At 67.6% G+C, this 23,032-nt stretch carries 20 protein-coding genes; 8 read left to right on the top strand and 12 right to left on the bottom strand.

Annotated features, from left to right (window positions below; all coding sequences use genetic code 11):
- Positions 1 to 190 precede the first annotated feature (190 nt).
- Both E3T55_RS09920 and E3T55_RS09915 read left to right on the top strand, forming a co-directional pair.
- Complete coding sequence (locus E3T55_RS09920) at positions 191 to 1,945, top strand: sensor histidine kinase (protein WP_134519409.1); 1,755 nt, start codon at positions 191 to 193, stop codon at positions 1,943 to 1,945.
- Positions 1,938 to 2,627, top strand: a complete 690-nt coding sequence (locus E3T55_RS09915) for a response regulator (protein WP_134519408.1) — start codon at positions 1,938 to 1,940, stop codon at positions 2,625 to 2,627. The genes E3T55_RS09920 and E3T55_RS09915 overlap by 8 nt, the downstream gene beginning before the upstream one ends.
- Before the next feature lie 62 nt (positions 2,628 to 2,689).
- Here the strand turns inward: E3T55_RS09915 and rraA are convergent, their stop codons facing one another.
- A complete protein-coding gene (gene rraA, locus E3T55_RS09910; protein WP_134519407.1) occupies positions 2,690 to 3,157 on the bottom strand; it encodes a ribonuclease E activity regulator RraA in 468 nt (155 codons plus the stop codon).
- An 89-nt stretch (positions 3,158 to 3,246) separates the two neighbouring features.
- Between rraA and E3T55_RS09905 the strand changes: the two genes are divergently transcribed.
- Entirely contained in the window at positions 3,247 to 3,549 is a 303-nt protein-coding gene (locus tag E3T55_RS09905) for an acylphosphatase (protein ID WP_134519406.1), read from the top strand.
- A 16-nt stretch (positions 3,550 to 3,565) separates the two neighbouring features.
- Here the strand turns inward: E3T55_RS09905 and E3T55_RS09900 are convergent, their stop codons facing one another.
- Genes E3T55_RS09900 through E3T55_RS09880 form a run of 5 tightly spaced genes read right to left on the bottom strand, consistent with a single transcriptional unit; the run spans position 3,566 to position 11,077 of the window.
- Entirely contained in the window at positions 3,566 to 5,698 is a 2,133-nt protein-coding gene (locus tag E3T55_RS09900; protein WP_241992995.1) for an alpha-galactosidase, read from the bottom strand.
- A gap of 59 nt (positions 5,699 to 5,757) precedes the next feature.
- The gene (locus tag E3T55_RS09895) at positions 5,758 to 7,092 is read right to left on the bottom strand and encodes an ABC transporter substrate-binding protein (RefSeq protein ID WP_134519404.1); all 1,335 of its coding nucleotides are present in this window, start codon (positions 7,090 to 7,092) and stop codon (positions 5,758 to 5,760) included.
- A gap of 57 nt (positions 7,093 to 7,149) precedes the next feature.
- Complete coding sequence (locus tag E3T55_RS09890; RefSeq protein WP_198418555.1) at positions 7,150 to 8,058, bottom strand: carbohydrate ABC transporter permease; 909 nt, start codon at positions 8,056 to 8,058, stop codon at positions 7,150 to 7,152.
- Positions 8,059 to 8,066: 8 nt separating this feature from the next.
- Complete coding sequence (locus tag E3T55_RS09885) at positions 8,067 to 9,011, bottom strand: carbohydrate ABC transporter permease (RefSeq protein ID WP_134519403.1); 945 nt, start codon at positions 9,009 to 9,011, stop codon at positions 8,067 to 8,069.
- Positions 9,008 to 11,077, bottom strand: a complete 2,070-nt coding sequence (locus E3T55_RS09880; RefSeq protein ID WP_134519402.1) for a beta-galactosidase — start codon at positions 11,075 to 11,077, stop codon at positions 9,008 to 9,010. The genes E3T55_RS09885 and E3T55_RS09880 overlap by 4 nt, the downstream gene beginning before the upstream one ends.
- A 180-nt stretch (positions 11,078 to 11,257) precedes the next feature.
- Here E3T55_RS09880 and E3T55_RS09875 point away from each other — a divergent pair, with 180 nt between their 5' ends.
- A complete protein-coding gene (locus E3T55_RS09875; protein WP_134519401.1) occupies positions 11,258 to 12,280 on the top strand; it encodes a LacI family DNA-binding transcriptional regulator in 1,023 nt (340 codons plus the stop codon).
- An 89-nt stretch (positions 12,281 to 12,369) separates the two neighbouring features.
- Entirely contained in the window at positions 12,370 to 13,110 is a 741-nt protein-coding gene (locus E3T55_RS09870) for a Pr6Pr family membrane protein (RefSeq protein WP_134519400.1), read from the top strand.
- On the opposite strand, the gene E3T55_RS09865 is transcribed toward E3T55_RS09870, so the two are convergent.
- Positions 13,076 to 14,530, bottom strand: a complete 1,455-nt coding sequence (locus tag E3T55_RS09865; RefSeq protein ID WP_134519399.1) for a flavin monoamine oxidase family protein — start codon at positions 14,528 to 14,530, stop codon at positions 13,076 to 13,078. The genes E3T55_RS09870 and E3T55_RS09865 overlap by 35 nt on opposite strands.
- Positions 14,531 to 14,691: 161 nt before the next feature.
- Between E3T55_RS09865 and E3T55_RS09860 the strand changes: the two genes are divergently transcribed.
- Genes E3T55_RS09860 through E3T55_RS09850 form a run of 3 tightly spaced genes read left to right on the top strand, consistent with a single transcriptional unit; the run spans position 14,692 to position 16,891 of the window.
- A complete protein-coding gene (locus tag E3T55_RS09860) occupies positions 14,692 to 15,081 on the top strand; it encodes a GntR family transcriptional regulator (protein ID WP_134519398.1) in 390 nt (129 codons plus the stop codon).
- A complete protein-coding gene (locus tag E3T55_RS09855; protein WP_134519397.1) occupies positions 15,078 to 16,112 on the top strand; it encodes an ABC transporter ATP-binding protein in 1,035 nt (344 codons plus the stop codon). The genes E3T55_RS09860 and E3T55_RS09855 overlap by 4 nt, the downstream gene beginning before the upstream one ends.
- Positions 16,109 to 16,891, top strand: a complete 783-nt coding sequence (locus E3T55_RS09850; RefSeq protein WP_134519396.1) for a hypothetical protein — start codon at positions 16,109 to 16,111, stop codon at positions 16,889 to 16,891. Before E3T55_RS09855 ends, E3T55_RS09850 begins: the two co-directional genes overlap by 4 nt.
- 224 nt (positions 16,892 to 17,115) lie before the next feature.
- Here the strand turns inward: E3T55_RS09850 and E3T55_RS09845 are convergent, their stop codons facing one another.
- The 5 genes from E3T55_RS09845 to E3T55_RS09825 all read right to left on the bottom strand — a co-directional run bounded on the left by E3T55_RS09845 (position 17,116) and on the right by E3T55_RS09825 (position 22,928).
- Complete coding sequence (locus tag E3T55_RS09845) at positions 17,116 to 18,684, bottom strand: DUF7059 domain-containing protein (protein WP_241992994.1); 1,569 nt, start codon at positions 18,682 to 18,684, stop codon at positions 17,116 to 17,118.
- Between the two features lie 136 nt (positions 18,685 to 18,820).
- Positions 18,821 to 20,038 carry an FAD-dependent oxidoreductase gene (locus E3T55_RS09840; protein ID WP_134519395.1) on the bottom strand — a complete coding sequence of 406 codons (1,218 nt, stop codon included), beginning with the start codon at positions 20,036 to 20,038 and terminating at the stop codon, positions 18,821 to 18,823.
- A complete protein-coding gene (locus E3T55_RS09835) occupies positions 20,031 to 20,777 on the bottom strand; it encodes a class I SAM-dependent methyltransferase (RefSeq protein WP_134519394.1) in 747 nt (248 codons plus the stop codon). Before E3T55_RS09835 ends, E3T55_RS09840 begins: the two co-directional genes overlap by 8 nt.
- Before the next feature lie 4 nt (positions 20,778 to 20,781).
- Positions 20,782 to 22,011, bottom strand: a complete 1,230-nt coding sequence (locus E3T55_RS09830) for a type III polyketide synthase (protein ID WP_134519393.1) — start codon at positions 22,009 to 22,011, stop codon at positions 20,782 to 20,784.
- A gap of 104 nt (positions 22,012 to 22,115) precedes the next feature.
- Positions 22,116 to 22,928 (bottom strand): phosphatase PAP2 family protein, encoded by an 813-nt coding sequence (locus E3T55_RS09825; RefSeq protein ID WP_241992993.1) that lies wholly within the window; start codon positions 22,926 to 22,928, stop codon positions 22,116 to 22,118.
- Positions 22,929 to 23,032: the final 104 nt, after the last annotated feature.

Genomic DNA, 23,032 nt, shown 5'->3' with positions numbered 1-23,032 from the left:
AGTGGTGTTGGGGACAGCGTCGATGCTGCCTCGCCCTAGTGTGCAGAATTGAACGGTTGAGACACAACTTGTGGTTGCAACGGATGTTGTGGAGCTTGTGGTTGCAGCGGAGGCGTTCATTCCGGTTTTCATTTTGTCGGTGGAATGAGCGATTATTCTCTTGGCCACTGTTGTCTTGAAAGGAGGAGCCGTGCCGATCGCTTCGCCTGCACCGGTTCGCCGCACGCCGTTCGGGCGTTCTCGGTTCAGCCTCACCCGACAGCTGCTCATGTTTCAGCTGATCCTGATCGCGTTGGTGCTGCTCGCCGTCACCGCGATCTCGGTCGAGCAGTCCCGCACCGGCTTTGCCAGCCAGGCCGAGCGTCGCATGCTCGCCGTTGCGGAGTACACCGCGGCGAATCCGCTCTTGCGTAGCCTCCTGTCGGCCGATGACGTAGTGCCCCAGCAGCTGACGGCGCCGGTCGAGTCGCTGCGCACCACGACCGGGGTCGACCAGCTCATCGTGACGGATGCCGCTGGCCGCGTCATCGCCTCACCCGCCGATCCAAGGTTGCTCGGCACCACGCTGGTGCCGGGCCGTGCCGACACCGGGACGAACGGCGCCGGCGGCGCCTGGGGCGGGGAAGCACCCCTCGGCACGAAGCCGCACGTGCTCGGGCAGGTACCCGTCATCTCCAATTCCGGCGGCCAGGTCGCGACCATCATCGCCGGCCGCGAGATTCCGGAGCTTGTCGGACTGCTCGCCGCTGCGGCACCGAACCTGTTGACCTACCTCGGAGTCGCCGCTGTGCTCGGCATCGCCGGATCCCTGCTGCTCGCGGCCCGCGTGAAACGCCAGACCCTCGGGCTCGAACCCGACCAGATCGCCCGGCTCGTGGAACACCGGGAAGCCATGATTCACGGCATCCGTGAGGGCATCATCGCCGTCGACGCCGACGGAATCATCACCCTGGTCAATGACAGTGCGCGCAGCCTGCTGGGGTTACCCGGCACGGCCGAGGGTTCCCGGATCGATGAGGTCGGCCTCGAAGCGGCCGCGGTGCAGGCTCTGAGCAGCCACGGCATCGACGATCACGACTCTGCCCTCGTCAACGGAGGCGTGTTGCTGGTGCTCAACCAGACCACGATCCACCCCCCGCGCGGCCGCCCCGAGGTGGTGACGACCCTGCGGGACCGTACCGAACTCGTCACGCTGCAGCACGACCTCGGCAGCAGCCGCCAGGCCACCGACACCCTGCGCGCGCAGACTCACGAATTCGCGAACCGGCTGCACACGATTTCGATGTTGATGCAGCTCGGCGACCCGGATGCCGCGGTCGAGTACATCGACGCCGTCACCCGGGAACGCACCGAGCTCGACAACACCGTCCTGACCCGGGTGCAGGAACCGGCCGTCGCCGCGCTGCTGATCGCGAAGACGTCGCTCGCCCGGGAACGCGGCGCCGAGCTGACCCTGACCGGCGGCTCGGCCCTGCCCCGGGTCGATGCGCAATTGTCGACCGACCTTGTGACCGTTCTCGGCAACCTTATTGACAACGCCCTCGATGCGGTCGGCGAGGTCATCGGCGGAGCGGAGGTGCGCCTCGTGGAAGTCGACGTGCGCGAAGTCGACCTGCGCGAGGTGGAACTACCCGCGGTTCAGCTACCCGCAGGGGAACTGCCCGCCGAGTCGGCCGTGCGCGTGACGGTGCGCGATACCGGTCCAGGCATCGACACCGACCTGCTGGAGCACGTCTTCGATGTCGGCGTCACGTCGAAGCCGGTCTCTGCGAGCGGATCCGATCACGGCTACGGCCTCGCGATCGTCCGGCTCGTGACGACCCGACGTGGAGGCCAGATCACTTACCAGCACGAGCATGGTGCGGTCTTCGAAGCCATTCTGCCGACCCGGGCGAGCTCGGAGAGCGGGCGGCAGCATCCGTCGCCCAAGGAGACCCATGTGTGAAGTCCTGATCGTTGACGACGATTTCATGGTGGCGCGAGCACACGAGCGCATTGTGGAAAAACTCGACGGGTTTCGGGTGGTGGGCGTGGCCCATACCGGCGCGCAGGCGCTCGCCGCGATCACCGCGTTGCGACCGCAGCTCGTTTTGCTCGACATGTACCTGCCGGACATGACCGGGCTCGATGTGATTCGCCGAGCGCGCACGGGCGCACACACACTTGACTTTCTCGTGCTGAGCGCCGCGCGGGAACCCGAAATGGTCGCTGCGGCCCTGCAGGGCGGCATCGTGAGTTACCTTCTCAAGCCGTTCAAGATCACCGAACTGCAGGCCCGGCTCGCCGGCTACGCAGAGCGGCGGAGGCTGCTCGCACGTCCCGGCGAGGTCAACCAGGACGACCTCGATCTGCTGCTCGGGGCAACTCCGACCGGAGTGATCACGACGGCTCCGGCTGTGCCGAAGGGTTTGAGCCGGGAGACCGGTCTGCTCGTCGAGCGGGCCTTGCGGAGCGCATCGCCCGACCTCGCCGCTTCGGAGTGTGGCGAGGCCCTCGGGATCTCCCGTGTCGTGGCCCGCAAGTACCTGGAACGCTTGGTCGAGATCGGCGACGCCGTGGTCACCCTGCGCTACGGCCAGACCGGCCGTCCGCAGCGTCGTTACGCATGGGCGCGCCCGCCCGCGTAGCGGCGCGGGTTGTCGAGCTTGTCGACACCGAGCACCTCGCAACGCGGGGGCGACGCGGGCGGCTAGCGCTCGACGAGGATGCCGTCTTCGTCGCAAAAGATGGTGTGGCCGGGGATAAAGCGCACGCCGCCGAACTCAACCTCGTCGTCGGTCGTGCCCGAGCCGGTTTTCGTGCTCTTGCGGGGGTTGCTGCCGAGGGCTTTTACTCCGAGCGGCATGGTGCTGATCGCCACGCGGTCCCGGATGGCTCCGTTGATGACCACGCCGGCCCATCCGTTGGCGACGGCCAAATCGGCGATCATGTCGCCCATGAGTGCGCTGTTGAGCGACCCGCCGCCGTCGATCACGAGCACCGCGCCGGCGCCGGGGGTGGAGAGCAACGCCTTCAGCCGCGCGTTGTCTTCGAAGCAGGTGACGGTGCGGATCGGTCCGCTGAAGCGGGCCTGACCGCCGAGAGACTGAAACTGCACCGAGACGGAGGCGAGGTCGTCTCCGCGCTCGTCATAGAGATCGGCGGTCATGATCGTCATGGGTGTCTCCTCGAAAAGTGGGTCTGGATATCCGTGATCGATATCCGGGGTGGGGTCTGCTGCCCAGACTAGCGGGCACAATGGAGGGCATGCAGCCGACCGATCACGAGCAGGAGAGACAGCGCAAGCGCGTGATCGTGCGCGGGCAGGTGCAGGGCGTCGGGTTTCGGTACTACGCCAGCGCCGAGGCAGACAGGCTTGGCGTCACCGGGTTCGTACGGAACCACCCCGACGGCAGCGTCGAGGCGCAGGTGGAGGGGGCCGCGGCATCCGTCGCCCGGATGCTGGAGTGGCTGTCGACCGGCCCGCCGTGGGCAGTGGTTGATTCCCTGACGGTGACGGATGCCCCACTCGGCCATGACACGCAATTTCGAGTTCTCGGCGCCAGCTGACCGAAACCGCAGGTGGCTAGTCCACGGCCGTGACGGAGTACAGAGCCACCTGTTCCGGGGCCAGCAGCGCGGGAGGCAAACCGACGCGGGCGAGCACGGTACCGCTGAATGTCGTCTCAGCGTTCTCGAGCCAGGGCGGCGGGGCATCCTGGATCGTGCGCGGCGCCGACCCTACTGAGAGCGGCCGCACGCGATACATCCGGGCGGGGTCCAGCCCGGGAAAGCGCAGCGCTGCCGGCAGGGCCGAGCGCGGCGCGGCAAGCGCGACAGCCGCGAACACGGCCACCGATCGGTCGGGTGATACGACGCCATGAAGTTCGAGCGCCGGATCCGAGGCATCGGCGTGCACGACGACACCGGCGTGCAGCAGCGGCCGCAGGGCCTTGTACTGGCCAATCCACTCGGTGATCGCGGCGAGCTCGGCCGGGCTGGCCTGCGTCAGGTCCCACTCGATGCCGGCGCTGCCGAAGAGCGCCGTGCCCAGGCGAAAGCCGAGCGACGCGGTTCGTCCGGTGGTGTGCGCAACCGGCGCGCCGAGGTGCCCGCCGAGGTATTCGGGTGGCACCAGCACTCCCGTGAAGCGCTGAATCTGTTGGCGTTCGAGCGGGTCGTTGGTGTCACTGGTCCAGACTCGGTCGACACGCTCGAGCATGCCCAGGTCGATGCGGGCGCCGCCCGAGGCACAGGACTCGATCTCGACCCGGGGATGCCGGGCGCGCAGCGCGTCGAGCAGCCGGTACAGCGCCACGGTCTGAGCGTGCGCCGAGCCGGCGAGCAGGTCCCGGTTGTGATCCCACTTGAGGTAATTGATCGGATACTCGGTCAGCAGCGCGTCGAGACGCCCGAGAATCCAGTTGAAAGCCGCCGGATTACCGAGGTCGAGCACGAGTTGATGGCGCCAGGTCAGCCTGCCGGGAGGGCCGAGCGAATCCGCGCCCAGCACCCAGTCGGGATGGCTCCTGGCCAGCTCGGAGTCGGGGCTGACCATTTCGGGTTCCACCCACAGCCCGAAGTCCATTCCGGCCGCCTGCACCTTCTCGATGAGCGGATGCAGCCCGCTCGGCCAGGCCCGCGCGTCAACGAACCAGTCGCCGAGGGCACGCCGATCGTCGCTGCGACCGGTGAACCAGCCGTCGTCGAGAACGAAGCGTTCCACGCCGACCCGCGCCGCCGCATCCACCAGACGCTCGAGCGTGGACAGGTCGTGGTCGAAGTACACGGCCTCCCAGGTGTTGAGCACGACGGGGCGCACGGCAGACCGACGCGACGGCCAGCTGCGGATCCACGAGTGCAACCGGTGCGACAGCCCGTCGAGGCCCTGGTCGGAGTAGGCGAACACCGCCCACGGCGCCGTATAGCTGTCGCCGGGCGGCACGCTCACCTCGCCGGGGGCGAGCAGTTCTCCGACACCGAGCACGACGGGGCCGAGCGGTGAGCTCTCGGCCCAGACCCGCTTGTCGCCGCTCCAGGCGAGATGGGTCGCCCACACCTCACCGGTGCGAAACCCGAATCCGGGCGTCCCCGCCACGGTGAGAAAGGGGTCGTCGTGCCCCGGGCGGCCGTGTCGGCACTCTCGACTCCAGAGGCCGTGCCCGAGTGTTGTGCGCTGGGGACGGCGTTCGTGCGTCCACAGTCCGGTGAAATCGAGGATCTCCCTCGCGCGATCGGGCACCGGCACGATCATGTCGAGAGCCCCCAGCTCGAACGCGGTCTCGCCCCGGTTCTCGACGCGGTGCCGCAGGCGCAACACGCCTTCGGCGGTGAGGTGCAGCTCCGTGGTCACCACGACCGCGGCCGCGGTGTCGAGCAGTTCGAAGGCCACCGAGATGATGCCCTGGCTGCTGCTTTCGACGAATTCGATACCTCCGAGCGTGAAGCGCAGCGCACCACTGCGCTTCGCTTCACTGCGGAAGCCGGTGATTCCCGGGCGCCCGGTCCAGCCCTCCCCCAACGCCGGCAAGAGCGACAGCCGCAGGGGCTGATCAATTGAGCTCGGCGGGATCGCCGGCACCGCGGAATTCGCCAGCCGGTGCAGCTGCGGCTGGTCGAGCGGACCGAGGTCGCCGCCCCAGTGCACGAGCAGGGGAACGCCCGAGCCGCGGGTGTCCAGAACAAAACTGGTGCCCGCGGCACGGCCGTAGTGAATCAACGAAGATCTCCCTGCTGGTGCGTGTGTTGATATCGAGGTTGGTGCTGGTGCGTTCGACCCTATTCCTTGACGGGGATCGACTGCGCCTTCAGGGCATCAATTGTCGACGTCTGGCCGCTCGTGAGGGCCTCGAGCAGGGTTCCCTGGCCCGTGACAGCGGCCTTGAAACCGTCTGAGACGTCGTTGTAGGTTTGCGTCATGGTTGGCCCCCACACGAAGTCCGGTGAGACCGTGCTCGAGGCGTCGGCAAAGACGTCGTAGATGGCCTGACCGCCATAGAATTCCACACCCTCCTGCAGCACCGGCAGGGTCAGACCGTCGGTGGCGGCCGGGTACAGGTTCGCGGATTCATTGAGCATGGTGAGGGACTCCTCTGAGGTGTTCAGCCAGAGGGCGAATTGTGCGGCCTCGAAGGGGTGCTCGGAGCCGGTGAACACGGCTGTCGAGGAACCTCCCCAGTTACCGCTGGCGTCATCGCCGGCTTGCCACTGCGGGCTCGGTGCAACAGACCATTTGCCGGCCGTGTCGGGTGCGCCGCTGGCGATCGAGTTGGCACCCCAGGCTGCGGAGGTCCAGGTCCAGGCGGCGCCGGTGTTGTAGGCGTTGTCCCATTCGGTGGTCCACGGCGGGTTCGTCGAGACGAGGTCGCGGTCGATCAGGTCCTGCCAGTAGTCGGCCACCGTGACGGAGGCGTCACTCGTGAGGTCGACGGTCCAGTCGGTGCCGTCGTTCTCAAACCACGTGCCGCCGGCCTGCCAGACGAGGCCGGCGAACTGGTTGATGTCGCTCTGGGAGAAATTGGTGATGTACGACCCCGTGGCGCGAACCTGCTCGGCGGCCACCGCGTATTCGGCCCACGTGGTGGGCACGGCGATGTTGTTCGCGGCAAAAAGGTCGGAACGGTAGAACATGGCCATCGGTCCGGAATCCTGAGGGATCGCGTAGACGGCATCGTCTTCGCCGAAGTTGACCTGACCCCAGGTCCAGTCGACGAAGTCGTTCTGGGCGTCGAGCACACCGTCGCAGGCGGCGAGGTTGGTCAGACCGTTCTGAACCCGAAAGTTGGGCAGCGCGTCGTATTCGATCTGACCGAGGTCAGGCGCATTTCCGGCCTTGAGCTGATTGAAGAAGTTCTGGTAGGTGCCGCCGTTGCCGTTGGGCCCGGTCTGTACGGCGACCTGGATGTCAGGATTCGCCTCGTTCCACACGTCGACGACGTCTTCAATGCCGGGGATCCACGACGTGAAGGTGAGGTCGACCTGACCGGTTGACGGTTCGCAGGAGGCCGCGTCGGCGTCGCCACTGGCGGAGGAACCGCCGGTGGAGCAGCCGACGAGGGCGACGGTCGAGGCGGTGAGCAGGGCAACGACGACCGCTCGTTTCGTACGGGACATGGTGATCCTTTTCTCGGGAGGGTGATGTGGGAGGGACGGGAGAGAGTTAGGGGTGGGTCACTTCACGCTGCCGGCACCGAGGCCATTGCGCCAGAACCGCTGCAGCAGCAGGAAGGTGATGATGAGCGGGATGATGGACAACAGCGCACCGATGAGCACATAGCCGCGCAGTTCGGGAATCTGGTTCACCTGGGAGTTCCAGGCGTACAGGCCGAGGGTCACGGGAAACAGCGTCTCGTCGCGCAGCATCACGAGCGGCAGGAAGAAGTTGTTCCAGATCGCGACGAATTGAAAGAGGAACACGGTGACCAGGGCGGGGGTCATCAGCCGCACCGACACGGTGAAGAAGGTGCGCACCTCACCGGCACCGTCGAGGCGGGCGGCCTCGATCAGTTCATCTGGCACACTCGCCGCGGCGTAGATGCGGGCGAGGTAGACGCCGAAGGGGCTGACGAGGCTCGGCAGGAACACCGACCAAAACGTGTTGGTGAGGTTAATCTGGCTGAAAATCAGAAACAGCGGCAGGGCCAGGGCGGTAGCGGGCACAAGAACGCCGCCGAGCACAACGTTGAACAGGGTTTCCCGCCCGGGAAAACGGTACTTGGCGAGGGCGTAGCCGCACATGGCGGCGAGGATCGTCGCGATCAGCGCCCCACCGCCGGCGTAAGCGATGCTGTTGAGCATCCAGCGCAGGTAGACGCCATCCCGGTAGGTGACCAGGTCGGTGATGTTCTCGATCAGGTTGAAATCGGCGAACCAGAGCGGGTTGGTACTCGTGAACTGCGAGCTGCTTTTGGTGCCGGCCACGAAGAGCCACCAGATCGGCACGAGAAAATACAGTGTGAAGACGGCCATGACCGTCATCGCGCTCACCCGCGACAGCACGCTCTCGCGCGGCCCGCGGGCACGCACCGGGCGCTGCCGACGGATGCCTGCTGCCGAGTGCTCGGTCGGCGGGGTTTCCATGACGCGGCTCATTTCTCGTCCTTTCGCTGGGTGAACTTCAGGAACGCGAACGAAAGGATGAACGTGGCGAGGGCCAGCACGACGGAGAAGGCAGCCGCCAGGTTGAAGTTCGGGATCGAGGAGGTCGAGTACACGGTGAGGTTCGGGGTGAAGGTGCTCGTGACGGCGCTGCTGAAGCTGCGGAAGACCTGCGGTTCGGCGAGCAACTGCAGCGTTCCGATGATGGAGAAGATCGCCGTGAGCGTGATGGCCGGCAGAATCAGCGGGATCTTGATCGCCCAGGCGATGCGCAGCTGGCCGGCGCCGTCGAGCCGGGCCGCTTCGTACAGCTCGGCGGGAATGGCCAACAGCGACGAATAGATGATGAGCATGTTGTAGCCCACGAAAACCCAGGTCACGACGTTGGCGATGGCCCACAAAACCAGGTCGGCCGAGAGAAAGTTGATGTTGCTCGTGACCGCGCTGAACGGCGACAGGCTCGGCGAGTAGAGAAACCCCCACATGATGGCCGCGATGACGCCCGGAACGGCGTAGGGCACGAAGAATGCGAGGCGAAAAAAGCGCTTGCCGCGCAGCAATGGTGAATCCAGCAGCAGGGCGAACAGCAGGGCGAGGCCGAGCATGATCGGCACCTGCACGGCCCCGAAGGTCAGCACCCGGGCGATGGATTCCCAGAACGGCCCGTTCTGAAACACGAGCACATACTGGGTCAGCCCGCCGAACACCTCGCGGGCCTCCCCGAAGGTGCCCTCCCGTTCGATGACGAGCAACGACTGGTAGATCGCGTAGCCGATCGGCACGAGGTAGAAGAGCGAGAACAGAATTCCGAACGGCACCACGAAGATGACGATGGCGAGCGGATGCTGCACCCGGGCTCGGCCGCGGGGCTTCGTTGGCCGGGGCGGAGCATCCGCTCGGGGCACGGTGGGGGCCAGATCGACGGTTGCGCTCATGCGGATGGGTCCTCTCTGATGACGCGCACGGCTCCGGCCGGAACGCTGACGGTGAGGCTGATCTGAACGTCGGTGACCAGCTCACGGCCATGGGCCGGAACAATGGCCGGTTGCTCGCCGTGGTTGATCACGAAAAGGTAGCTTGGCCCGGGGCTGCCGACCGTCGCGCGACGCCTCACCACCTCGATGGTGCCATCGCCCTCCGGGCCGATGGCGGTGAGGTTGGCGCCGGTGGCCACCGTGCGCATCGCAACGCGCAACGCCTCCGGGGCGAGGGCTGTCGCGAGATACCAGGCCGTTCCCCGACCGTGATCATTACGGGTGATCGCGGGCACGCCCGGCAACGGGCCGTCGACGTAGCGGGCGATGGCCACGGCGCTCGTGGTGCGCAGCCGCTCGGTCCAGAGCGAAGCGCGAGCGCCCGAGTCCAGGGTCACGCTGTCGCCGGGCAGCAACGGGGTGAATTCCTCGACGGTGACGCCGAGCAGGTCACGGAAGGCACCGGGGTAGCCGCCGAGGCGCACTCGGTCGTCGTCGTCGACGATGCCGCTGAAGAACGTGACGACCGCGTGGCCGCCGGCGGCGACGTAGTCGGTGAGGTTGGCGGCCTGCCGGTCGGACACCATGTAGAGGTTGGGGGCGATGACCAGCCGGTAGCCGCCGAGTTCGGCGTCGGGCGAGACGATGTCCACGGTGTGTCCGAGCTGGTGCAGAGCCGTATAGACGGCGTGCACCTGCTCGAGGTAGCGCACTTCGTGCGAGGGACGGGATTCGCCGTCGCCCGACCACCAGGCCGGCCAGCTGAAGATCAGGGCGATGTGCGCATCGACGACGGTACCGACGATCTCACTGAGCCGGTTCAGTGTCGCGCCGAGGTCGACGACCTCACGCCAGAGTGCGGTGTCGGTGCCGGCGTGCGGCAGCAGGGCCGAGTGAAACTTTTCGGAGCCCTGAACGGATGCCCGCCACTGAAAGAAGCAGACCGCTTCGGCCCCGCGCGCCACATGGGCGAGGGAGTTGCGGGTCATCTGGCCGGGGGCCTTGGCGAGGTTGTGCGGCTGCCAGTTAACCGCCCCGGTGGACTGTTCCATCAGCAGCCAGGGCGCTCCCCCGGCCAGCCCACGCGTCAGATCGGCCGAAAAGGCCAGCTCGGTCGTGGGGTCGGCCAGGCGGTGGTCGAGGTAATGGTCGTTGGCCACAATGTCCACGTGCGGCGCCCAACTCCAGTAGTCGAGATTCTGAATGTGCGCGGTGACCATGAAGTTCGTCGTAACGGGCACGGCGCTGTGTCGGCGGATGATGTCACGCTCGCCACGGTAGTGGTCAAGCAATTCATCGGAGCTGAAGCGGTGAAAGTCGAGCACCTGGCCTGGGTTGCGGCTGGAGAGGGTTTGCAGCGGCGGCAGTACTTCTGCCCAGTCCCCGTAGGCCTGACTCCAGAAGGAGGTACCCCAGGCCGCGTTCAGGGCGGCAACGGAACCGTAGCGGGCGACCAGCCAGCGCCGGAACGCGACAGCCGATGAGTCGCAGTAGCACAGCGCGTTGTGGCAGCCCAACTCGTTGGACACGTGCCAGAGCGCGACAGCTGGATGCCGCCCGTAGCGTTCGGCGACCCGTTCCACGAGGGCGAACGCGCGCTCTCGAAAAACGGGCGAGCTGGGGCACCAGGCTTGGCGACCGCCGGGAAAGCGGCGGGTGCCGTCGTCGGTCACGGGCAGGATCTCGGGGTGCAGGGTCGTGAGCCACGGCGGCGGCGACGAGGTGCCGGTGCCCAGGTTGATGCGAATTCCGCCGGCGTGCAGCAGGTCGATGATTGTGTCGAGGGCGGAGAAGTCGAACGTTCCATCGCGCGGCTCGAGCTGTGCCCAGCCGAAAATGTTAATGGCCACGAGGTCGACGCCGGCCTCGCGCATCAGGCGCACGTCTTCGGGCCAGAGTTCCGGGCTCCATTGCTCCGGGTTGTAGTCGCAACCGTAGGCGAGGCCGGGGTGCACGAAGACCGGCCGGTGCGCGGCCGGTGCGGTGATCGTCGCGAGGGCCGTGTGCGTGAGTTCGTGGATGGTCATGGCTCCCCATTGAGGCGTATCCGCTCGGGCGTGTTGCGCCGACGGCAGGCAGTTCTGTGAACGTGCACAGATTGGGGAGCAACAACTCCTCATTGAGAGTCTGTGAACGTACACAGAATAAACAGATCCCGACGCCGCTGTCAAGGCTCCGGTTCGATACAGTCAATAAATGGGTATCCAATGGTGAGCGTTCCGGCCCGACGCAAACGCGCCACGATTCACGATGTGGCCGTTGAGGCCGGAGTCTCCCGCGGCACGGTCAGCCGTGTAGTCAATGACGAACCCTACGTCTCCGCGAACGCCCGCGCTGCCATCGAGGCCGCCATCGAAAAAGTCGGCTATGTGCCCAACAATGCCGCCCGTAGTCTCGTCATGCAGCGCTCTCAGGCCGTGGGCTTCATCGTGCACGAGCCGCACTCGCTGTTTCTCGAAGACCCCAACATTGGGGACATCCTGCTCGGTGCCAATACGGCGCTCTCCCACGCTGATTACCAGATGGTGTGTCTGATCATCGATTCCGACCGCGACACGGCCCGGGTGGCCCGGTACCTCAGCGGCGGTTTTGTCGACGGTGTGATCATCGTGTCGGCGCGGCAGAACGACCCGATCACCCGGGTCGTCGAGAAGCTGGGCCTGCCGACCGCTTTTGTGGGGCATCCGCCTGATCTGCGCGACTTACCGTTCGTGGGCATCGATAACCGCACATCGGCGCGCGCCCTGACCGAGCGTTTGCTCGACACCGGCCGGCGCCGGGTAGGCATGATCGCCGCCGCGCTGGACCGCGATTCCGGTGCCGACCGCCTCGCCGGTTTTACCGATGCCCTCGGCGACGCCTTCGACTCAAATCTCGTGGCCAGCGTGCCGCTGTACGCCTATGCCGCGGGTGTGGCCGGCATGCGCGAACTGTTGCAGCGCTCGCCCGAGATTGATGGGGTCTTCGCCGCCTCGGACGCGGTGGCTGCCGGCGCCCTCGAGGCCCTGCGGGACGCGGGACGCCGCGTGCCCGAAGATGTGGGTGTCGTGGGTTTCGACGACAGCGCCTGGGCTCGGCGCACTCAACCACCACTGTCCACCGTGCACCAACCAGCATCCGGGCTGGGGGCGGGAGCGGCCGAACTCGTGCTGCAGCAACTGCGCGGCGAGGCGACACCCGTCGGAGGCCTCCTGTTGCAGACACCGATCGTCTGGCGCGGCTCGGCCTGACGCGCGCAAACCCACTCGGGTGGCGGCTGGCGTAGCGTAGCTGCAGGACCGCGCGCGAGTATTCGGTCGCAGCCGGATAAGGAGATCGAGTGCGCAGAGCATTTGGAGTAGCGCGCCTGCTGCTTGCTGCCCTCGCGCTGTGCGGCCTGATCGGGTATTTCGTCTTCACGCTCGGGGTCGCAGGCTTCTACGTGAGCTACTTTTTCAGCTACTTCACCGTGCAGAGCGGCATGGCGGGCTGCGTGGTTTTTCTGCTCGCCGGGCTGCGCGCACTGCACACCGAGACCGATCCGGTCTGGCTCGACATGCTGCGGGTCAGCATCACGACCTACATTCTGGTCTCCGGCGTCGTCTATGCGCTCATCACGTTTCAGCCGGCGAATGTCGCATATGCGATCTCGATTCCGTGGTCGAGCCAGATTCTGCATTTCTGGATTCCCGCGCTCGCGGTCATCGATTGGTTCGTCGACCCCGACAAGGCCCGCCTGCCGTGGAAACACCTCGGACTGGTGCTGATCTTTCCCGTGTTCTGGCTCATCTTCACCCTGATTCGCGGCGATCTGCTCGGCTGGTATCCGTACTTCTTTCTCGACGCCCGGTTGGTCAGTGGGCCGCTCGAAACGGGCCTCTACTACGTGCTCATCGTGGTGATCATCACCGCGATCGCCGCACTGCTGACCGCCGCGACGCGCATGAAACCACACCGCCTGCGCCCGCGCATGGCCGTGCTGGCTCGCCGCGGCGGCCAGGTGCGGCCGGCCGCCGGCCCGCACGCCGAGGCCGACGTGCCGGGCCTTATGGAGCGGCCAGGAACGGTTCGAGCGCGCTGAGCGCGGCGACCAGAAAGTCGTCGTCGCTGAATTGTGAGAGCCGGTCGGCATTCTCTGCGGCCACGACCCCCATGAGCACCGGCTCCCCGGTGAGCGGCAGCAGGTTCACCCAGACGGCAAAATCCGGGTCGCCGCCGACGATGGTCCAGAGCGGAGCATCCGTCGACCAGAAGGCCTCATCGAAGCGCAGCCAGACCTTGTCGAGCACGCCCATGCCGAGGGCGGCGATCGCGCCGCGGTGCGCGAACGGCAGCGCCGGGGAGAATTCGAGGGCCTCGTCCTGCAGCACGCCGAGCGGGATCGTGACCACGACCCGGTCGACCGACAGTGATTCGCCGGCGCCGAGCCGCAGGCTCACGCCGTCATCGTCGTAGGCGACGAGGGTCACGACGTTCGACGTGACGACGTCGATGTCGGTCGCGAGGTCGTCGAGCAGGCTGCGGTAGCCGCCGATCACGAGGCGCGGCACGGCCGGGGCATCCTCTGTCGCGTCGGTGTTCGCATCCGTGCTCGTATCGCTGGTCGCCGGGGCGCCGGGCGCGTACCAGGCCGACACTTCGCCGGGGCCCGCGCCGGTGGTGACCTTGAGGCCGGTCGCGAGGTCGTAGTCGAGCCAGTCGGCCGGGGAGACGCCGGTGTCGCCGACGGTCGTCGAGAGCGTGCCGTTGCCGGAGTCCACGATGGCCCGCTCGAGCGAGACATCCCGAGCCTGATCCGCGGCCCAGACGAGCGCGTCGGCCACGGCCTCGGCGCCAACCGGGTCGACGGCGACCACGGTGCCGGCCCGGGTGCGCACCTCGGCCTCGGTGGTGAATTCCAGGCTCGCCGCGCCGAGTACGGTCAGCTGCTCGTCGAGGTCGGTGGTCGCGCTCGAGCGGATGAAGCTCGGGCCGAGCTCGATCGGAAACGGCCAGTCGGCATCCGTCACGGTGTCGATTCGGCCTCCGGTACGGTCGCGGGCCTCGATCACGATCACGTCGTAGCCGGCATCAACGAGCAGCCGGGCCGCGGACAGTCCGGCCATGCCCGCGCCGATGACGGCTATGCGCTCGCTCTGGTCGGCGATCGCCTCGACCTCGGCGGCGGCCCGCAGCCCGGATTCCCTGGCTCCCTGCACGGTGCCTGGTTCACTGATCGCGGTCGCCTCGCCGGCGAAGAAGACCCGGTCAGCTACGGGTTCGCGCAGGGCGGCACGATGCTCCGGGGTGGCGCCGACGGCGGCAAAGCTGAAAGATCCGCGGGCAAAGGCGTCGCCGGCCCAGTTCGTGCGGCGCATCGTCAGCGGTTGCGGCACGAGCGTGGGTGTTGGGGTGCCGGTGACGGATGGCGTGGGCTCGGGCTCCGGGGTCGTGCACCCGGCGAGCGCCAGCACCGAGAGGCCGGAGGCCGTGCCGAGGAGCAGTGTGCGGCGGGTGATCATGCGGCCCGGTCCATGGCTCAAGGGTACCGCAGAGCCGCACGGGCACAGCGGCACAGTTGACGGCGCGGCGCGCCGATTTCTGGGGGTGGGGTTGACATCCGCTGCCCAAGGTAGTTAGTTAGTTACATGACCAACCAACCAGCGAACCGATCGGACGAGCGGTGATCGACTCCAGCAAACCGATCTTCGTGCAGATCGCGGAGCAGATCGAGAATGACATTCTCGACGGCGCGATCGCCGAGGAGAGCCCGGTGCCCTCCACGAACGAGTTCGCCGCGTTCTACCGCATCAACCCGGCGACCGCCGGCAAGGGCGTCAACCGACTGGTGGACGACGGAATTCTCTACAAGAGGCGAGGTATCGGCATGTTCGTCGCAACGGGCGCCCGCGCCCAGCTCATTGGGGCACGCACCGAACAGTTTCGGGCGAAATTCGTCGCCCCACTGCTCGGCGAGGCCGCCAAACTCGGCATCACCCCGCAGCAGGTCGCCGAGATGGTGCGCGACACCCCCACATCGAGTTCGATCCAGGAAGAGGCGATTCGCTCATGACGAGCACGGCATCCCCCACCACCCCCGTCGTACGCGTCGACGGCCTGACCAAGCGCTACGGCAAGGTCACCGCCATCGACGACGTGAGTTTCAGCGTCGAAGCCAACAAGATCTACGGCCTTCTCGGCCGCAACGGTGCGGGCAAGACGACGATCATGCAGCTGCTGACCGGGCAGCAGTTCGCGACCAGCGGCGCGCTCGAGGTCTTCGGCGAGTCCCCCGTCGAGAACGCCCGAGTGCTGCAGCAGGTCTGCTTCATCAAGGAGAGCCAGAAGTACCCTGACAGCTTTCGGGCCGACCATGTGCTTGCCAGCGCACCCTGGTTCTTCGCCAACTGGGATGCGGCCTTCGCCGATCGCTTGGTCGATGACTTTCGGCTGCCGTTGAACCGACCGATCAAGAAGCTCTCCCGCGGCCAGCTCTCGGCCGTCGGCGTGATCGTCGGCCTCGCCTCGCGGGCACCGCTGACCTTTTTCGACGAACCCTACCTCGGCCTCGACGCCGTGGCCCGGCAGATCTTCTACGATCGCCTGCTCGAGGATTACACCCAGCATCCGCGCACCGTCATACTCTCGACCCACCTGATCGACGAGGTCAGCAGCCTGCTGGAACACGTTCTGGTGATCGATGAGGGGCGCATCCTGATGGACCAGGACGCGGAGGAGCTGCGCGGCAGCGCGAGCACCGTCGTCGGTAAGAGAGCGGATGTTGACGCCTTCGTGGCCGGCCGCGACGTCATCTCCCGAGATGGTATCGGCGGACTGGCCTCGGTGACCGTGGCCGGCCTCGATGACGCGGAGCGGGATGCCGCGCGGGCCGCCGGTCTGGAACTCTCCCCCGTGTCGCTTCAACAACTCATCGTGCAGCGCACCACGAGTCGCTCCGGAGCCGAATTCGGTGAATCGGCTCGCAGCGAGCGCCCCACTGTCCGCTCCGGCCGCCGTCGCGGCACCGCCCACCCCGGCGACACCAACGCAGATACCGACACACCCACCGTGAGTACGACCGATGCCTGGAGCACACGCGCATGACTCTCACCGATAGTTTTCCGGCAACCGCCGCATCCGCTCACCCGCGATCCGCTGCAACGCGCATCTGGAACGTGGTGCGCCTGCACCTCGTCGACCGCCGCACGTATATCGGTATCCCCTGGCTGATCGTGGGTATCGCGTTCGTGGTGACGGTCTTCATCGCGCAAATCATCGGTTTTACCACCGGCGGCCTCGGCACGGCGGACGCGATCGAGGGCCAGCGGTACAGCTGGGCCGTGATGAGCCCGCAGTGGTATCTGGTCGTGGTCGGCGTGCAGGCGATCTCGTTCGGGTTTCCGCTGGCACTCGGTTATGGGGTGACCCGGCGGGACTTCTACCTCGGAACCGCTCTGCTGTTCGTACTGATCTCGGCGGGCAACGCGATCGCGTTTGCGGTGCTGACGCAGCTGGAACGGGTGACCTCAGGCTGGTGGATTGACACCTACATGTTCAATGCCCTCTGGCTCGGGCTCGACGGCTTCTGGGTCGACCTGTTCTCGTTCTTTGTGATGCAGCTGCTGGTGTTCTTCATCGGGGCATCCATCGCGACGATCTACATGCGCTGGCGCATGCCCGGCATGCTCGTGTTCTGGAGTTCCCTCGCCCTGCTCATCGTGGCGACGGTCACCGTGATCACCTTCACGAGCAACTGGGTCCCGGTGTCCGTCTGGTTCGGCGCCCAGGGAATCGCCGGCATCTTCGCCTGGCTCCTGGTGCCGGCCGTCGTCGCCGGGGTCGGCGGGTTCCTCGCGCTGCGCCGCGCGACACCGAAGAACTAGCCCCGAGCCGCACGCGCGGCACCTGCACCCCCCTCCCGTGGCGAATTCAGGAAAACCGTGCGGGTGACCGTCGAGCCGCCGCACAGGTCCGGCGGCTTGCCGGTCTCGGCCGACCGAATCTCCTGAATTCGCCACGAGCGCGAGCGCGAGCACGAGCAGGAGCGCGAGCAGGAGCGCGAGCGCGAGCAGGAGCGCGAGCGAAGAATCGGCCCCTCGGCGTCGGGTCAGGCGGGCGGCAGCAGGAAGCCGTCGTCGAGCAGTTCGCGGATGCGCGGCAGCAGCTCCGCGATCAGGGCCGGCTCCTCGGCATCGAGCAGCTGCGCGAGCGCGCCGATGATGGCGCCGACGTTGAGATCGCCGTCGCAGGCGCCGATCAGGGCGGCGAGCGCCGTGTCGAGGGCCACCTCGCGGCCGAAGCCGCCGCCCTGGTGCAGGGTCATCAGCGTCGGATCGTCCTGCCCGGGCCAGAAGTGCCGCTCCTCGGTGACGTCGGAGGCCACCGTGAGGTGCGCGCGCAGCAGCAGGGCGTCATCCGTCGCCGCCTGCCAGTCGTGGGCGGCCAGGCACGCCGCCAGGTGCGAGCCGAGCCCGGTCGGGTTGTGGCCGAGGGCGTCGGGCAGGCGTTCGAGACGGCGCAGCGCGCTCAGCCCGGTCTCGGCGGGGCGGCGCAGCAGCAGGTAGCCGAATCCGACGCGCGTCACGCCGCGGGAGGCGAAGTCGTCGAGCCAGGCGCCGTAGAGCCGGTCAAAGTCGGCGCCGGGGCGGGTGCCGCCGTCGCGGATCCACGTCTCGGCGTACTCGGAGGGCAGCTGCACCTCGCGTTCGATGATCCAGGCGTCGAGCGGCGCGGCATCCGCAGTGGGGGCGTCGAGCCAGGCCTCGAGGCGGGTGAAGGCGTCGGTGACGGATGCCGCGGCGGCGCGGTATTCCCAGTTGCCGAGCAGCTGGGCAACGCCTCCGGGGGTCAGGTGATCGGCCGCCCCGCGCACGACGGCCTCGACGAGCGCGTCGCCGACGAGGCCGCCGTCGCGGTACTCATAGCTCGGCACCCCCGGTGTGCGCGGGGTGATCACGAACGGCGGGTTGCTGATGATGTGGTCGAAGCGTTCCCCCGCGACGGGTTCAAAGAGGCTTCCGAGGCGAAACTCGATCGTGTCGATGCCGTTGAGGGCGGCATTGAGGGCGGCGAGTTCGAGCGCACGTTCGGAGATGTCGGTCGCGACGACGTGTTCGGCGTGGCGGGAGGCGTGCATGGCCTGGATGCCGCATCCGGTGCCCAGGTCGAGCACCCGGCCGGCCGGCGTCGGCATGATCAGGCCGCTGAGGGTGCGGCTCGCGCCGCCGATGCCGAGCACGTGGCTCTCGCCGAGCGGATGCCCGAGGGCCAGCTCGCCGAGGTCGCTCACGATCCACCAGCTGTCAGCACCGAACTCATCCAGAAAGCTGTACGGGCGCAGCTCGACGAGCGGGCGCACCCGGGCCGGCTCGGCGGGCACGAGGCTGCAGACGAGCCCGAGTTCTTCGGCACCGGCCACGGTCAGCGCGGGCAGGGCCGCGGCCACGTCCGCGTGGGCCACGGGCAGCCCGAGCACGAACAGTTCGGCCAGCGTCGCCGAGGGTTCGACGCGGCCGAGCTTCTGACGCAGGGCGGCGAGTCCACGCTGGGCCGGAACCCGCTGGTTACGCTGCAGGGCGGCATCCGCTTCGACGCCCCATAACCCGGTCAGGGCGGTCACGCTGAAATTGGCGGCGGCGAGGTCGGCCCGAAGCCGCTCGATCAGTACAGAAGTCACGGTCTCAATTAAACCCGACGAATCGACCGTGGCGAAAACAGGACGATTTGAGCATTCGTCGGCGAAAGCAGGATGAAATGCGGCGTGTCGGGCGATCCATCCTGCATTCGCCACTCGCGCCGGCGGTGCCGGCGGGTCAGAGCCAGCGCATGGTGAAGGCGCGGGCCACCACGGCACTCGCCGGCGGCAGGGCGAGGGCGCGCACGAGCGTGTTGCGGGCGATCAGCCGCACACCGGTCAGGGGCCGGCCCATCGCCATGTTGAAGCCGGCCTGCACGGCGGCGGTGCGCGCGGTACGCCGTCGGTGACGGTCGTAGTCTTCGAGGGCGGAACCGTGCGCATCCGTCTGGAGGATCGCCCGCCGCAGCGCCGGGGCGAGCTGCGCGGCGTCGAGCCAGCCGAGGTTCATGCCCTGCCCGCCGATCGGGCTGATCTCGTGGGCCGCATCACCGACCAGGGCGATGCGGCCGGCGACCAGTCGCGCGGCGAGGTGCTGCTGCACTCCGAAAGCGCTCGCCGGGCCGAGTGCCGCACCGACCTCGGCCCCGGTGCGCGAACGGATGATGCCGGCCAGGTCATCGCTCGATGCCTGCGGCGACAACCGATCGGTCATCGCGACCCAGCGTCGGCGCCCACCCGGCAGCGGGAACGACTCCACCACTCCCCCGCGTTCGAAGTACAGCACGGCCCGCGCGTGTGCATTTTCCGCGCTTCCCGCTGCGCTTCCCGCAGAGTTGTGGTGCGAAAACTGCTCACTCGCGAGAGGTTCTGCCGCGAAATCGCCCATCAGGTAGGTCGCGGGCGGTCCGATCTTCGCGAAGCGGATGCCGGCGGCCGCGCGCACGACGCTGCGCGCGCCATCCGCGCCCACGACGTAGCGCGCCTGCAGTACGGGGCCGCACTGCAGCTGCACCCGTACGTGCTCACCGTGCCCACTCACACCGTGCCCACTCACACCGTGCTCCCTCACACCGGTGACGGTTGCGCCCGCGCGCACCCGCCCGGGTGCCAGCTGCTCGAACCGCTGCCGCAGCAGCGCCTCGGTCTCGTGCTGCGGCAGGGAGGCGACAAACGGAAACTCCGCGCCGACGCTCGTGAACGACATGCGCCCGAGCCGTCGTCCGTCGCACCAGACGACCCCGTCTTCGATGCGTACCGCCCGCTCGATGAGCGCCTCGGCGACTCCGATGCGGGCCAGCACGCGCAGCGACGGCGGATGGATGCCGATCGCCCGCGACCTCAGTGATGGTTCGCTGCGCTGTTCGAGAACCTCGACGTCGAGCCCCTCCGCGGCCAGCAGGCAGGCCAGCAGCATGCCGACCGGGCCGCCGCCGACCACGATGACGTCACGCATCCGGTGCCGTGCCCACAGCGGTTTCCGTCGCAGTGGCCGCTGCGCGTGGCGCGCGCCAGCGCAGTTCCAGCCGATACGGATGCGCCCGGCGAACCGTCCAGCCCGCCGGTGCGACCCGGCGCAGTTCCGCCGCGGTAAAGCTGCGCCGAATGGAGGTCAGCCCATCGGCCCGAATGTACGACCGGCGAAAAAACGGCCAGGTGCCGAGCGAGAAGCCGAGGTAGGCCAGCCGTCCGCGAGCAATGTCGGCGTGCAGAACCCCCCGCCGGGCGAGCGCCCGCGAGTCGGCGAGCAATCCCTGCAGTTCGGCGGCACTGAGGTGGTGCAGCACGTGGTTGGACACCACGAAGTCGAACCGGGCACCCTCGGCGACGAGCTCGGAACTCAGCGCTCGCCGAAAACTGAGTCCCGGCACCGGTGGCTGTGCCGACGCCCAGGTGTGCGCGCGGACATCCGGGTCGATCGCCGTCACCTCGAGACGCAGGCCGTCGCGCGCCGCCCAGCGGGCCAGACACCGCGACACATCACCGCCACCCGACCCGACATCGAGCAGCGTGCTCGGCCTGGTCGTCGACAGGCCGGGACGGATGCTGCGGCAATACATGCTGCGCCAGCCCGACACCGCGAGGTTGACGACATGAAAATCGGCATAGGTACGGTCGAGCCGTTCCGGGTCGCAGTCCGGGCCGTCCATGATCTCGACGGCATCGACCGCCCGACGGCGCAGCGATGCGAGCATCCGGCTAGCCGATGGCGACGGTCATCAGCCCGGACTCGACCGTGAGGCCGGGCCCGAACGCCATCGCGCAGACCCGCTCGCCGTCTGCGGTGGTCGGTGCGTCGAGAATCGCCTTCATCACGAACAGGATCGTCGCACTCGACATGTTGCCGTTGGTGCGCAGGGTCTCCCTGGCGGGTGCGAGCTGCGCCTCGGTCAGACCGAGTTTTGCCTCGGTTTTGTCGAGGATGCTGCGCCCTCCCGGGTGAATCGCCCAGTGCTCGATCGCCGCCGATACCGGAACCGGCAGTACCGCAACCGGCAGCACCGGAACAGGCAGCACCGCAACCGGTGCCGGCCCGGTGGCGACGGATGCCCCCGATCCGAATGGTGCGACCATCGCCGACACGGCCGCGTCCCGAGCGAACAGCGGCGCGAGCGCGCCCTCGATGTGTTCGTCGATGATGTGGGGAACATAGGTGCTCAACACCATTTCGAAGCCTTCATCACCGATCTTCCAGGCCATGTCGCCCTCGCCCACCGGTGTGATCACCGTCTCGAAGAGGTCGAGGTTCAGGCCGCGCTCGCCCGGCGCGAGCGGGCGAGCGCTCACGATGCCGGCGGCGGCGCCATCCGAGAACAGCGAGGACGCAACGATCGTGTCGGGGTCGTTGGAGGTGCGCAGGTGCAGCGAGCAGAGCTCGGCGCTCACGACCAGCACGACCGCGTTCGGGTCGGCTTCGACGAACTGTTTCGCGGTGCGCAGGGCCGGCATCGAGGCGTAGCAGCCCATGAAGCCGAGGTGGTAGCGCTGCGTGGCGGGGCTGAGGCCCAGTTCACGCACGAGCATGTAGTCAGGGCCGGGGGCGTAGAAGCCCGTGCAGGATACGGTCACGACGTGGGTCACGTCGGCGGCGGTCACGCCCGGGCAAGCGTCGAGGGCCTTGCGGCCGGCCTCGACGAACAGTTTGGTGGCCTCGACGATGTAGAGCTCGTTGCGCACCCGGGTGCTGGGAATCAGGAGTCTCTGCTCGACCGGGTCGAAGAACTGCGGGTCGGTGCCGGTGGCATCCAGCGTGAGCTCGTCGATCACGGTGTGCCGGGTGTCGATGCCCGACACGTTGAACGATGTGGCGACGATGCGCTGGGCCAGACGGGTGAGGCCGGGCTGCGCGGCGAAGACATCGCGCACCTGCTCCTGAATCAGCACTGTCGGCGGAACTGCGGTCTGTAACGATCTCAGCGTGACGTCCATGCCTCAGTGTCGCACGCACCCCCGGCCGGGCAACAGGGATTCCCACCAATCTCCCACCCACACGAGCGCGAGCAAATGACCCGGTCAGGGCGCAGGAGTCAGCACTAGGGCAAGCGGGCGAACAACCGGGTTCCGGCGAACGCGAGCACCAGCCCCACACCGACGATGCCGATGACGCCGCCGACATAGGCCACGAGCATGCCCGGTGAATCCGCGGATGCCCGCAGCACGGTCACCGCGAGCGTCACGCCGGTCAGGCCCACGAGGGGTACCAGCCACAACCACCATCGTGGTGACCGGCGGTTGAGCGCCGCGCCGTCCGCTCGCCCCGAGTCCCTGGCGCGCACCGACAGCACCACGCCGGCCAGGCAGCCCCAGAACGCCACGAGCAGCAGCGCGGCGACGACATCGCTCGGCCGATGCCACTGGTTGGCGAGGGTCGCAACGCCCGCCGCGACGGCGAAGCTCGTGCCGGCGGCCGCGACGATTGCACGGGTGCGCGGGCTCGCGACCAGGAAGACGACGAGAGCGGATGCCGCCGCCACCGTCGTATGCCCCGAAGGGAATGAATTACCGGCGTAACCCTCGACGCCCAGCCCCGGCCGCTCCAAAATGGCATATTTCAGAACCTGCGCCGTCACGGCAGCCGCGCCCGCCGCGGCGAGCGCCACAATGAGGGTCGCCCAGTTGCGGCGTACGAGCGTGATCACCCCGGTCAGCACGAGCCCGATCACGACGGACACCATCGGCACCGCGTCGAGCAGGCGACGGGTGAAGGGGGTGACGCTGCGCCATCCGTTTTCGGCGCCGTCATACGAGAGTTGGTCGGCGACCTGACCGGTGATGGTACGCACGAAGACGATGTAGAGCGCCGTGAAGACGAGGGCGAGCAGCACGGCGCCACCGAAATAGGCCACGGGCCGAGTCGACCGCCGGGCCAGCAAAGAGGTGCGCATATTTCAGCTTCGCACAGCCGGTTTTGAGAATGCCCGGCACACGCCGCACAACGGCTGGGTGCGAA

Source organism: Cryobacterium frigoriphilum (genome assembly GCF_004403305.1).
GTDB lineage: Bacteria > Actinomycetota > Actinomycetes > Actinomycetales > Microbacteriaceae > Cryobacterium > Cryobacterium frigoriphilum.
Note: the sequence above shows the minus strand (reverse complement) of the source record. Positions and strands in the feature narration are given on the sequence as shown.

Coding starts and splice junctions, on each gene's coding strand:
- E3T55_RS09915 (WP_134519408.1), top strand. CDS start 1,938: ATGTGTGAAGTCCTGATCGTTGACGACGATTTCATGGTGGCGCGAGCA.
- rraA (WP_134519407.1), bottom strand. CDS start 3,157: ATGACGATCATGACCGCCGATCTCTATGACGAGCGCGGAGACGACCTC.
- E3T55_RS09905 (WP_134519406.1), top strand. CDS start 3,247: ATGCAGCCGACCGATCACGAGCAGGAGAGACAGCGCAAGCGCGTGATC.
- E3T55_RS09895 (WP_134519404.1), bottom strand. CDS start 7,092: ATGTCCCGTACGAAACGAGCGGTCGTCGTTGCCCTGCTCACCGCCTCG.
- E3T55_RS09890 (WP_198418555.1), bottom strand. CDS start 8,058: ATGGAAACCCCGCCGACCGAGCACTCGGCAGCAGGCATCCGTCGGCAG.
- E3T55_RS09885 (WP_134519403.1), bottom strand. CDS start 9,011: ATGAGCGCAACCGTCGATCTGGCCCCCACCGTGCCCCGAGCGGATGCT.
- E3T55_RS09880 (WP_134519402.1), bottom strand. CDS start 11,077: ATGACCATCCACGAACTCACGCACACGGCCCTCGCGACGATCACCGCA.
- E3T55_RS09875 (WP_134519401.1), top strand. CDS start 11,258: ATGGTGAGCGTTCCGGCCCGACGCAAACGCGCCACGATTCACGATGTG.
- E3T55_RS09865 (WP_134519399.1), bottom strand. CDS start 14,530: ATGATCACCCGCCGCACACTGCTCCTCGGCACGGCCTCCGGCCTCTCG.
- E3T55_RS09855 (WP_134519397.1), top strand. CDS start 15,078: ATGACGAGCACGGCATCCCCCACCACCCCCGTCGTACGCGTCGACGGC.
- E3T55_RS09850 (WP_134519396.1), top strand. CDS start 16,109: ATGACTCTCACCGATAGTTTTCCGGCAACCGCCGCATCCGCTCACCCG.
- E3T55_RS09840 (WP_134519395.1), bottom strand. CDS start 20,038: ATGCGTGACGTCATCGTGGTCGGCGGCGGCCCGGTCGGCATGCTGCTG.
- E3T55_RS09835 (WP_134519394.1), bottom strand. CDS start 20,777: ATGCTCGCATCGCTGCGCCGTCGGGCGGTCGATGCCGTCGAGATCATG.
- E3T55_RS09830 (WP_134519393.1), bottom strand. CDS start 22,011: ATGGACGTCACGCTGAGATCGTTACAGACCGCAGTTCCGCCGACAGTG.